Here is an 11,279-nt window from a genome sequence, read left to right as displayed (position 1 = left end):
GGGCCCTTCCGGCGGTTCCGACTCTATCAGATCCTTTCGGCGTCTGATTCCCAGTCAGCGGGAGTTGTCTTTCCGGCTGTTGGGCCGTTCCGACGCTCAAACTCTAGCGGATTTCTCCGGCGGCTCATAATCGAGCCATTCGAAATGAATTTCGGCATGCCGAAATCGATCCCGTTCCGGGAGTCCGTGCGAGTTGAGTTGCCGCTACAGCGGCGGGATGTGCGTCGCAGAACCGTTACGGCCCCGCGACAACTCGGAGAACACTACGGATCCGGAAGGGGTGTGTCAACTCCGGCCCTCGACCCGGTCCAGCAGGCGGATCAGCAGGTCGCCAAGGACTCCGCGCTCGTCGGGCGTGAGGTCCTGGAGGACGTCCGCCTCGAAGTCCGTCGCCATGCGCATGGCCTCCAACCACTTCGAGCGGCCCTCGTCCGTGAGCTCGACGATCACGCGGACGCGGTTGTTCTCGTCGCGGTCGCGGGTGACCAGGCCTTCGCCCGCCATGCGGTCGATGCGGTGGGTCATCGCGGCCGGGGTGAGACCGAGTCGCTTGGCCAGCTCGCCGGGGCCGAGGCGGTACGGGTCGCCGGCGAGCACGAGGTGCTTGAGGACCTCCCACTCCGCGTTGCTGATGCCGAGGTCGGAGAGCTGACGGCCGTACGCCACGTTCATCCGCCGGTTCAGCCGGCCGAGGGAGGACACGACCTTCTCGACCTGGGGGTCGAGGTCGCGGTACTCGCGCTGGTAGGCGGCGATCAGCTCGTCGAGGGTCGGTTCCCGCGTGGGCTGCGCCTGTGTGTCGGACATGGGGCGAGTATCCCACGCAACTCGTTGGCGTCGAAGTCCTTGGATGTGTATTGTTAACGTTCTAACTTTAGTGTTTAAGTCTTCAGGGTTCAGGGCTACGGATCTGAACTCACACGTGACGGAGTGGGTGGTCGTGACCAAGGCGATGGGTGCAGCAATGCGCCGGATCCAGGCAGGGAGCGCGCTGAGCGCGTTCGGGCTCGGCTTCACCGTGCCGTACCTCTATGTGTACGTGGCACAGGTGCGCGAGCTGGGGGCGACCACGGCCGGTGCCGTGCTCGCCGTCTTCGCCATGGCCGCGTTGGTCGTGCTGCCGTTCAGCGGCCGCGCGATCGACCGGCGCGGGCCCGTGCCCGTGCTTCTGGTCGCCGCGCTCCTCGCCTCGGCCGGCGCGTTGGGTCTGGGCTTCGCGAGCAGCGTCCCGGCCGCCGTCGCCTCCGCCGCCGTGCTGGGCGCCGGTACGGCCGTGATGCAGCCCGCGCTCGCCACGATGATCGTCTGGTGCTCGCCGCCGGCGACGCGTACCCGGTCCTTCGCCACGCAGTTCTTCCTGCAGAACCTGGGCCTGGGCGTCGGCGGTCTGATCGGCGGCCAGCTGGTCGACGAGAGCCGGCCGGACAGCTTCGTGCTGCTGTTCTCGATCGAGGCCGTGATGTTCCTCGTCCTCGCCGCCATCGTGCTGACCGCGCGGATGCCGGGCTCCCCCGCCCTGCAGGCCGCCCGCCCGGGCTCCTCGCAGCCCGGCGGCGTGCGGGCGCTGCTCGGGCACAAGGCGATGGTCCAGCTGTGCGTCCTCGGCTTCGTGCTGTTCTTCGCCTGCTACGGCCAGTTCGAGTCGGGCCTGGCCGCGTACGGCACCGAGGCCGCCGGCATCGAGCCGTCGACGCTGGGCATCGCCCTGGCCGCGAACACGGCCGTCATCGTGGCCGCCCAGTTCGTGGTGCTGAAGTTCGTCGAGCGCCGCAAGCGCACCCGGGTCATCGCGGCCGTGGGTCTGATCTGGACCGTGGCGTGGCTGTTCGCCGGGTACGCGGGCCTCGGCCACGGCAGCCAGGCCATGGCGACGGCCGCGTTCGTCTCGACGTACGCGCTGTTCGGGCTCGGCGAGGCGATGCTGGCGCCGACGGTCGCCCCGCTGGTGGCCGACCTCGCGCCGGAGTCGATGGTCGGTACGTACAACTCGGCCTTCGCCCTGGTGAAGCAGCTGGCGCTGGCCGTCGGCCCGGCGATCGGCGGGCCCATGGGGGCCACGCTGCACGGGCCGTACATCGTGACCTTCGTGCTGTTCTCGCTGGGCATCGTGTACCTGGCGGTGCGGCTCGGCAAGCAGCTCACGCCGGTGCAGAACCAGCCCTCGCTCGCGGCGAAGCCGTCGAAGATCGTCGCCCGGCACGAGCCGCAGCGCGAGACCGCGACCGCGTAGTCAGGCCGTCCGCCGGACCGGCCCTAGGGGGCGTCCGGCAGGGCGAACTCGCACCAGACCGCCTTGCCGCCGCCCGGTGTGCGGCGGCTGCCCCAGGACGAGGCGATGGTGGCGATGATCGAGATGCCGCGGCCCGACTCGTCCTCCGACTCGGCGCGGCGGCGCCGGGGCAGGTGGTCGTCGCCGTCGGTGACCTCGATGATCAGCCGGCGGTCGGTGCGGCGCAGCCGCAGCCGCATCGGCGGGGTGCCGTGCTGGAGGGAGTTCGCCACCAGCTCGCTGGTGGCGAGCACCCCGAGGTCGCGCAGTTCGACCGGGAAGCGCCAGCTGGACAGCACGCCCGACGCGAACGCGCGGGCGCGCGGCGCGGCCTCGACGCCGCCGAGGAGCTCCAGGGCCGCGTTGTGGAACAGCTCGGCGTCCGGGCCGGTGCGGGACGGGTGCTGCATGACGAGGACGGCGACGTCGTCGTCGTGTTCGGCGGTGACGCCGAGGGAGCGGAGCAGCCGGTCGCAGACGACCTGGGGTGCGCCCGTCGCACCGGCCAGCGCGCGCTCCAGGGCGGCGACGCCCTCGTCGATGTCCTCGCGGCGGCGTTCGACCAGGCCGTCGGTGTAGAGGACGGCGGTGGAGCCCGGCGGCAGGTCGATGGAGCCGGAGGCGTGCAGCCAGCCGCCGGTGCCGAGCGGGGGTCCGGTGGGGTCCTCGGCGCGGCGGACGGTGCCGTCCTCGTCGCGGACGAGGATCGGCAGGTGGCCGGCGGAGGCGTAGACGAGCTTGCCCTCGTTGGGGTCGTGGACGGCGTAGACGCAGGTGGCGATCTGGCTGGCGTCGATCTCGGCGGCGAGGCCGTCGAGGAGCTGCAGGACCTCGTGCGGCGGCAGGTCGAGGCGGGCGTAGGCCCGTACGGCCGTGCGGAGCTGGCCCATGACGGCGGCGGCGCGCACGCCGCGGCCCATCACGTCGCCGATGACGAGCGCGGTGCGGCCGGCTCCCAGGGTGATCACGTCGTACCAGTCGCCGCCGACGGCCGCGTCGGTGCCGCCGGGCTGGTACGTGGCGGCGATGCGCAGGTCGTCGGGCTGCTCCAGTTCCTGCGGGAGCAGGGAGCGCTGGAGGGTGACGGCGGTCTCGCGGTGCCGGCGTTCGCTGGCGCGCAGCCGCTCGGCGGCCTCGGCGTGGTCGGTGACGTCGGCGGCGTGCACGAGGACGCCGCCGGCCTCGTGGTGCGGGGTGTCGACGGGCAGGCAGGTGACCGTGTACGAGCCGCCGTCGCGGGTGCGGCGGGACTTGACCGTGCGCGGCTTGCCGCTGCGCAGGACCTGGTCCATGAGCGGGAGCAGGCCGAGCTCCTCGGCCTCGGGGCAGGTGTCGGCGACGGTCGCGCCGGCGGGACGGGGGCCGAACGCGGCGGCGTAGGCGTCGTTGACGTACGCGATGCGGTGCTCGGGCCCGTACACCAGGGCGACGAGGCCGGGGAGGCGGCCGACGACCTCGCGGACGGAGAAGTCCTCCAGGGCGGGCACGTCCTCGGGGAGGGACTCCAGCTGCTGCTCGTACTCACCGCGGGCCGCGGGCACGGAGCCGCGATCGGTCCGCGCCGCGGCGCGGCGCTGCGTACCGGGGAGCCGGGCGCTCCAGCGGGTGAAGTTCACGGATCTCAAAGCCTCGTGGTGTCGTTGCCGTGCGGTCACTCTGTGCAGGTGTGAGCCCACCTATGGTCACACGTCCAGTGTGACCGAGCGCACTGACAGGGGGTCAGCCGGTTGTCGGGCCCTTCCGCGGCTCCTCGGCGGGGCCGTCGTCCGGCGCGTCATTGTGCGCGTCCTTCTGTTCTTCGCGGGCTTCCTTCCGGGTTTCCGTCTGTGTTTTCTTCGGCGCGTCCCCGGGGGGCCTTGCGGGGCTGTTCTTCTTCGGCGGGGGCGCGGCGGCCATCTCGAACTCGGCGCGCGGGTGCTCGAGCGAGCCGAGGGAGACGATCTCGCGCTTGAACAGGCCGGCGAGGGTCCATTCGGCGAGGATGCGCGCCTTGCGGTTGAACGTGGGCATCCGGCTCAGGTGGTACATGCGGTGCATGAGCCAGGCCGGGTAGCCCTTGAGCTTGCGCCCGTACACGTGCGCGACGCCTTTGTGCAGGCCGAGGGAGGCGACGGAGCCGACGTACTTGTGCGCGTACTCCTTGAGCGGCTGTCCGCGCAGGGAGGCGGCGATGTTCTCGGCGAGCACCTTGGTCTGGCGGACGGCGTGCTGGGCGTTGGGCGCGCATTCCTTGCCGGGCACGTCGGAGGTGACGTCGGGGACGGCGGCGGCGTCGCCGGCGGCCCAGGCGTGTTCGACGCCGTCGACGGTGAGGAGCGCGGTGCACGTGAGCCGGCCGCGTTGGTCGAGCGGCAGGTCCGTGTCGGCGAGGAGGGGTGCGGGCCGGACACCGGCGGTCCAGACGACGGTGCGGGTGGGGAAGCGGGTGCCGTCGCTGAGCACGGCGACGCGGTCCGCGCAGGACTCCAGACGGGTCTCCAGGCGGACGTCGATGTTGCGGGCGCGCAGCTCGCGGATGGCGTACGTGCCCATCTCCTCGCCGACCTCGGGCAGGATCCGGTGGGAGGCCTCGACGAGGACCCACTTCAGGTCCTCGGGCTTGATGTTGTGGTAATACCGCGCGGTGTAGCGGGCCATGTCCTCCAGCTCGCCGAGCGCCTCGACGCCGGCGTAGCCGCCGCCGACGAAGACGAAGGTGAGGGCGGCGTCGCGCAGGGCGGGGTCGCGGGTGGAGGAGGCGATGTCCATCTGCTCGATGACGTGGTTGCGCAGCCCGATGGCCTCCTCGACGGCCTTGAAGCCGATGGCGTAGTCGGCCAGGCCGGGGACGGGGAGGGTGCGGGAGATCGAGCCGGGCGCGATGACCAGTTCGTCGTACGTCATCTGCAGGTTGCCGGTGCCCTCCTCCTCGGTGGCGAGGGTGGAGAGGGTGACGGTGCGCTTGGCGTGCTCGATCCGGTGGACCTCGCCGATGAGCACCCGGCACCGGTCGAGGACGCGGCGCAGCGGGACCACGACGTGGCGGGGCGAGATGGAGCCGGCCGCCGCCTCGGGCAGGAACGGCTGGTACGTCATGTACGGCTCGGGGGTGACCACCACGATCTCGACGGCGCCGTCTCTCAGCTCGGCCTTGAGCTGCCGCTGCAGGCGCAGCGCGGTGTACATCCCGACGTAGCCACCGCCGACAACGAGAATGCGCGCAGGTTCGGTCACTGTCCCATGACGCAACGCCGTCCGGGGTTTGTCCACAGGCCCGACGAATCATGTGACCGGAGGGATATGGAGGCATGGGGGGGCGCATGGGGTCGGTGTTCGGGGAAGTGCGCAGGTCACGATAGGGGTGGGGGGTGCGTGCAGGGGTCAGAATCGGGAGTGTTCCGGCCCTTGCTCCGATCGGGGGGCGCACCGTACGGAACGGCCCCTTCTGAATTGACCGCAACTCAACTATGTTCGTACCTCGTCGGGGTGTCGGGTCGTGGACGTGGACCTGAGCAAGTGACCGGTCCCCGGCCGTCAGGGCGGGGAGTCTCCGGGGGGAGACATCATGAGCGGGGGAACGCTTATGCACATTCAGGATTCTCATTGGCAGGCCGTCGTCGCGTCGCCGACCGACGGAGTGGTGAACGGTCGCGGGGCCGCGGGTCCGGCGGTGGGCCGTTCCGCTCCGCTGCGCGTGGACGCGCAGCGGAATCTGGAGCACGTGCTGCGGGCCGCGCGCGAGGTGTTCGGCGAGCTGGGCTACGGCGCTCCGATGGAGGACGTGGCGCGGCGGGCGCGGGTGGGTGTCGGCACGGTGTACCGGCGCTTCCCGAGCAAGGACGTACTGGTCCGGCGGATAGCCGAGGAGGAGACCTCCCGGCTGACGGAGCAGGCGCGGGCGGCGCTGGGGCAGGAGGAGGAGCCGTGGTCGGCGCTCTCCCGGTTCCTGCGTACGTCGGTGGCGTCGGGCGCGGGCCGGCTGCTGCCGCCGCAGATACTGCGGGTCGGCGTGGACGCGGACGAGCCGCTGGGTGGTCCGGTCGCGGAGGACGACGGGGCGCGGGTGCCGGCCCAGCGGGTCGTGATGGGCGTGCAGTCGGAGCCGCGGGTGGTCGCGCCGCGGACGGCTCCGCCGGCGGAGCAGGACGACGCGGGGGCCTCGGAGCTCCTGGAGGTCGTCGGCCGGCTGGTGGACCGGGCGCGGGCCGCGGGCGAGCTGCGCGGTGACGTGACGGTGGCGGACGTGCTGCTGGTGATCGCGACGGCGGCGCCCTCGCTGCCGGACGCGGCGCAGCAGGCGGCGGCGTCGTCGCGGCTGCTCGACATCCTGCTGGAGGGGCTGCGCTCGCGTCCGTCGGCGTGACATCGATGTGAAGGGGCCGGTGTCCGGTTCGTCCCGTGCCGGGCGTCGGTCCCGTCAATCTCCGGCGTCACTCGGATCGTTGAGCATTTCACGAACGAGTGATCGGTTACGCCCGTACCCGCGAAGTCTGCCCGGACGAGTGGTTGACTCACGCGGGGGTTCGGCGTACGCGCGCCCTGTGGCACTCTTGGCCGGTGTTCGGTTCTGAGCGTGCAAACGGGGGCTTCCGCGATGAGCGGTGAGGGTCGGGACGAGCCGCAGGGGGAGCACGGCGCCACGGAGACGGAGCCCGGAGGGCTGCCTTCCGGTCAGGTGCCGAACCAGGGCGGACCGCTGGGTTCCGCCGGTGTGACTGCCGCGGGTGTGCCTGCCTCGGGTGCGTCCGCCTCCGGTGCGTCCGCCGCGCATGTGTCCTCCGCTGATATGCCCGCGCACCCGGTCGACCCGAGCGTGCCCGCGCAGCGGGAGGCCAGGGGGACCGGTTCCGTGCTGCCCCCGCCGCTGGACCTGCCGCCCGCCGACGTCGAGCTGATCCAGCGGATGCGCGGCGGCGACGACAGCGCGTACGAAGAACTGTTTCGCCGCCACTCCGAGGCCGTCCGCCGCTATGCCCGCACCTGCTGCCGCGACGCACACACCGCCGACGACCTGACCGCCGAGGTGTTCGCCCGCACCCTGCAGGCGGTGCGCGGCGGCGCGGGGCCCGAGCATGCGGTCCGCGCGTACCTCATGACCACGGTCCGCCGGGTGGCCGCGACCTGGCTGAAGTCGCAGAAGCGGGAGCATCTGGTCGAGGACTTCGCGCTGTTCGCGGAGCAGGCCGCGCGTTCCGCCGAGGTCTCCGACGACGACACGCTGGAGCTGGGCGCGGACGTCCGCGCCATGCAGGAGGCCGAACAGACGCTGGCCCTGCAGGCGTTCCGGTCGCTGCCGGAGCGCTGGCAGGCCGTGCTGTGGCACACCACCGTCGAGGAGGAGTCGCCGAGCGAGGTCGCGCCGCTGTTCGGACTGACCCCGAACGCCACCGCCGTGCTCGCCAGCCGGGCCCGGGAGGGCCTGAAGCAGGCGTACCTGCAGGCCCACGTCAGCCAGACGCTGACCTCGGCCGGGGACTGCGCGCGGTACGCGGACCGGCTCGGCGCGTACGCCCGCGGCGGGCTGCGGATGCGGGCCGAGCGCGGACTGCGCAAGCACCTGGACGAGTGCGCCAAGTGCCGGCTCGCGGCGGGCGAACTCGAACACGTCAACGCCGGGATCCCGGCGCTGCTGCCGATCGCGGTCATCGGCTGGTTCGCGGCCGGGTACGCGATCAAGGCCGGCGGCGTGGTGGTCGGCGGTGTGGTGGGCGCGACCGGCGCGGGAGCGGCGGCCGCGGCGACCGGGGCGGCGTCCGGCTCGTCGACCGCGGGGGCCTCGTCGGCCGCCGCGGCGGAGGGGCTGGGCGCGCCCGCGAAGGCGGGCATCGCCGCGGCGGGGGCCGTCGCCGCGGCCGCGGGCCTGGTCTGGGCGCTGTCCGGCGACCCGCAGGAGCCGGTGGCGAAGCCCGCGCCGACCCCGCCGGCCGCCGCCCCCGCCGAGCAGCCGCCCCCGCCGCCGGCACCCACGCCGACGCCGCCTCCGCCGCCGGCCCCCGCGCCGAAGCCGAGACCGACGCCCACCCCGACCCCCACGCCGACGCCGGCGCCGCCCAAGCCGGCCCCGAAGCCGAAGCCGGCCCCCGAACCGAAGCCCAAACCCAAGCCGGCCCCGAAGCCCAAGCCGAAGCCCGCACCGTCCGCGTACCGGATCAGCGAGCTGGAGTACGGCACGTTCGGCGACGGCACCAAGCCGGAGGTGCGGCTCGGCGAGAGCACCTGGATGTGGCAGCGCCAGGGCCTGTACATGGGCGGCACGCCCTACGCCCACGGCGTCAGCGTCCACTCCCCGTCGTCCCTGGTCATCGACCTGAACCGGCAGTGCAGCAGCTACGACGCGGTGGCCGGCATCGACGACCTGAGCGCCGACCTCGGCGTCGGCGGGGTCCGCTTCGTGGTCCTCGCGGACGGCAACCGCGTCTGGCGCTCCAAGGTCGTCGAAGCCGGCGACCCCCCGGTCCCGGTCCACGTCCCCCTGACGGGCGTCCGCACGATCACCCTGCTCGTCGAACCGCACACCCCCTTCGGCCGCGCGGCCGTCGCCGACTGGGCGAACTCCCGCATCAGCTGCGCCTGACGGCTCCCGCCCTACCCCAGCGACGCGCGCGTCGGTACGCCGCCCGCGACTGCGCGTTGGCGGGGGGCCGCGGTGCCGGTCCAGCAGGTGCCTCGGCGGGCGAGGAGGCGGTGGAGCCAGAGTTCGGTGGAGACCAGGTCGGCGAGGCCGTCGAGGGGGACGGGTTCGCCGTCGGCGGCGGCGCGCAGGGCGCGGCGGACGACGCGGGCCTCGATCAGGCCGGCGTCGGCGAGGAGCGGGGCGGTGAAGAGGGCCAGGAGGTCGGGGAGGGCCGCCCGCAGGCCCGCGCGGGTGGCGGCCGCCGCGGGAGCGCCGCCGGCCGCGCCCCAGCCGGGGGGCAGGTCGTGGATGCCGGCGCCGGAGAGGACGGAGCGGAGGATCGTCGCCCTGGCGTCGGGCTGGACCCGGAGGGATTCGGGCAGTTCGCGGCAGGCGCGGACGACCTGGTTGTCGAGGAACGGGGTGTGAAGGCGCTGGCTGCGGATCTCCGCGGCCTGTTCCAGGATGCGGTGGTCGGCCGCCGCGCGGGCCAGCGCGGCCCGGGCACGGGACTCGCCGGGCCGCTGCACGGACGTCGGCAGCGTCGCCGCCCGGTTCAGCCGGGCCGACACCTCGGCCAGCGCCTCCCCGGTCAGCCAGCGCGCCGCCGGTCCCGGGCGCGACCAGGTCAGCGCGGCGAGCGAGGCCTCCAGGGGGCCGTGCGCGGCGACCGCGGCGCGGTTCGCGTGGAGCAGTCCGGCCGCTGCGGTCTCCAGACCGGTGCGGTACGGCGTACGGGCGAGGCGCCGGGCGGCGCGGTACACGGTCAGCGGAACGAGCAGCGCCTCCGCCGACGGGCCGGTCGCCTTCGCCAGCGCGGTCACCGGGCGCACCAGGGACCTGCGCCGGCGGTCCATCAGGAGGTCCGCGAGCCGCGCCGGGTGGGCGTCGAGGACCTGCCGGGCGCCGAGCCCGGTGAGGTGGTCCGCGCTGCCGGCCGCGAGCCGCCGCCGGTGTCGGGCGGCGGTGACCAGCGAGGGCCCGGGCTCGTCGGTGAGCGGCCCGTCGAGCTCGGCGTACGGCAGGGCCTCGTCGTGTGCGGGGACGACGACGTGGTGCAGCCGGGGGTTGGCGGCCAGCGCCCGGGCCCGCTCCAGTTCGTCCTCGCGGCCCCGGGTCGCCAGGTCGTTGAAGGTGACGGCGAGCAGCCGCTCCCCCGCGCCGGTGCCGTGCCCGAGGATCGTGCCGGGCACCCCGGGCAGCCCCGCGGCGAGCAGCGCGAGCGTGCCGGACGCGCTGCCGCCGGACAGGTCCGCGCCGATGCCGGGCGCGGGCACCGCCCCGCGGGCGGCCCGGCGTTCGGCCGGCCCCATGCCGGGCACGGGTCCCGGGTCGGGCGGCAGGGCGTCCGGCGCGTGCCGGGGCGCGGTGAGCCGGGCCCGTACGGCGTCGACGAGTGCGTCCCGCACCCCGTCGACGGCCTGCCGGGGGTCCTTCTCGGGCGCGGCGACCGCGAGCGAGGCGACCGGCTCGTACCCGGTGATCTCGCGGGAGCCCTCGCGCAGGACGAGCGCGTGGCCGGGCAGGACGCGGTGGACGCCTTCGTACGGGGTGGAGTCGCGCAGCGCCTCGGGGGTCTCGGGGCAGGCGAGCAGTGCGGCGAGGTGCCCGATGTCGAGCTGCGCCTCGATGAGGTCGGCGAGCGGGAGGGCGGCGGTGGCGTACGCGGTGCCGCCGGCCCACGGGGTGTGGAACACGGGCCGGGCGCCGGCGAGGTCGCCGGTGACGGTGATGCGGCGGCCGGCCTGGACGACGACGGTGTGGCTCCCGGCCCAGGCGGTGAGATGCCGCAGCGCCCCGCCGCGCGCCGCGAACAGCGCCACCTTCAGTTGTTCGTCGCTCGCGGCACAACAGCCCAGCACCGCAAGGCGGGTGTCGGCGTCGACGGAGACGACGCGGATCTCGTCGGGCCGCCAGTCGCCGACAGCCCACAGCGGATCGGGGTCGCCCCACAGGAGTTGGGCGCCGACGGGGTGGAGGGTGAGTCCCTCGGACGCGTCGCCGTATGCGCCGGCGGAGTCGGCGAAACCTGCGGGGCCGCCGGTGAACTGCGCCGCGCCGGCGGGCCCGACGCGGGTGCGCGTGCCGAAGCGCGCGGCGATACTGCTCCAGCCGACCAGCCACCGCATCGCTGCCTCCACAGACTGTGGACAACTTTCGTCACATCCAGTGGAGAACATGCTGCCACGGCGGAGGGCGCACGGGAGCGGCTCCGGGTCGCGCACGCAAAACGCGAATGCGCCCCTGGCATTGGCCAGTTGCCGACGGTCCGCGACGACTCGGCCCACCGTCGTCATTCGGCCATTCTCGGCGCGGGACGGTTCGGGCGTGTCGCGACACGAAAGGTGTCCCGTACGGGCCGTCCTCGGCTCCGGGTGACAGTCCGGGAGGCGCCGCTCGCCTCCCGGACCCTTCCGC

Annotated in this window: 7 protein-coding genes; 3 read left to right on the top strand and 4 right to left on the bottom strand. The window is 73.8% G+C overall.

Going from position 1 to position 11,279, the window contains the following annotated elements:
• Positions 1-285 precede the first annotated feature (285 nt).
• Positions 286-807 (bottom strand): MarR family winged helix-turn-helix transcriptional regulator, encoded by a 522-nt coding sequence (locus ACGFMM_RS29295; RefSeq protein ID WP_393649462.1) that lies wholly within the window; start codon positions 805-807, stop codon positions 286-288.
• A gap of 133 nt (positions 808-940) precedes the next feature.
• Here ACGFMM_RS29295 and ACGFMM_RS29290 point away from each other — a divergent pair, with 133 nt between their 5' ends.
• Positions 941-2,230, top strand: a complete 1,290-nt coding sequence (locus tag ACGFMM_RS29290) for an MFS transporter (protein WP_393649461.1) — start codon at positions 941-943, stop codon at positions 2,228-2,230.
• 23 nt (positions 2,231-2,253) lie between these two features.
• Here the strand turns inward: ACGFMM_RS29290 and ACGFMM_RS29285 are convergent, their stop codons facing one another.
• Positions 2,254-3,885 carry a SpoIIE family protein phosphatase gene (locus ACGFMM_RS29285; RefSeq protein WP_393649460.1) on the bottom strand — a complete coding sequence of 544 codons (1,632 nt, stop codon included), beginning with the start codon at positions 3,883-3,885 and terminating at the stop codon, positions 2,254-2,256.
• 103 nt (positions 3,886-3,988) lie between these two features.
• Positions 3,989-5,434, bottom strand: a complete 1,446-nt coding sequence (locus ACGFMM_RS29280) for an NAD(P)/FAD-dependent oxidoreductase (protein ID WP_393649471.1) — start codon at positions 5,432-5,434, stop codon at positions 3,989-3,991.
• Positions 5,435-5,831: 397 nt separating this feature from the next.
• Here ACGFMM_RS29280 and ACGFMM_RS29275 point away from each other — a divergent pair, with 397 nt between their 5' ends.
• Both ACGFMM_RS29275 and ACGFMM_RS29270 read left to right on the top strand, forming a co-directional pair.
• Positions 5,832-6,611, top strand: a complete 780-nt coding sequence (locus ACGFMM_RS29275; RefSeq protein WP_393649459.1) for a TetR/AcrR family transcriptional regulator — start codon at positions 5,832-5,834, stop codon at positions 6,609-6,611.
• 231 nt (positions 6,612-6,842) lie between these two features.
• Positions 6,843-8,822 carry a sigma-70 family RNA polymerase sigma factor gene (locus ACGFMM_RS29270; RefSeq protein ID WP_393649458.1) on the top strand — a complete coding sequence of 660 codons (1,980 nt, stop codon included), beginning with the start codon at positions 6,843-6,845 and terminating at the stop codon, positions 8,820-8,822.
• Between the two features lie 11 nt (positions 8,823-8,833).
• Here the strand turns inward: ACGFMM_RS29270 and ACGFMM_RS29265 are convergent, their stop codons facing one another.
• Positions 8,834-10,990, bottom strand: a complete 2,157-nt coding sequence (locus ACGFMM_RS29265; protein WP_393649457.1) for an asparagine synthase-related protein — start codon at positions 10,988-10,990, stop codon at positions 8,834-8,836.
• Positions 10,991-11,279: the final 289 nt, after the last annotated feature.

The sequence above is a fragment of the Streptomyces sp. NPDC048604 genome (assembly GCF_043199435.1).
Classification (GTDB): domain Bacteria; phylum Actinomycetota; class Actinomycetes; order Streptomycetales; family Streptomycetaceae; genus Streptomyces.
The sequence above is the reverse complement of the archived record's forward strand: the minus strand, read 5'-3'. Positions and strand labels throughout refer to the sequence as shown.

What these genes read in the sequence shown, in the direction of transcription:
- ACGFMM_RS29295 (WP_393649462.1), bottom strand. Translation starts at nt 807, where the DNA reads ATGTCCGACACACAGGCGCAGCCCACGCGGGAACCGACCCTCGACGAG.
- ACGFMM_RS29280 (WP_393649471.1), bottom strand. Translation starts at nt 5,434, where the DNA reads ATGTACACCGCGCTGCGCCTGCAGCGGCAGCTCAAGGCCGAGCTGAGA.
- ACGFMM_RS29275 (WP_393649459.1), top strand. Translation starts at nt 5,832, where the DNA reads ATGCACATTCAGGATTCTCATTGGCAGGCCGTCGTCGCGTCGCCGACC.
- ACGFMM_RS29270 (WP_393649458.1), top strand. Translation starts at nt 6,843, where the DNA reads ATGAGCGGTGAGGGTCGGGACGAGCCGCAGGGGGAGCACGGCGCCACG.
- ACGFMM_RS29265 (WP_393649457.1), bottom strand. Translation starts at nt 10,990, where the DNA reads ATGCGGTGGCTGGTCGGCTGGAGCAGTATCGCCGCGCGCTTCGGCACG.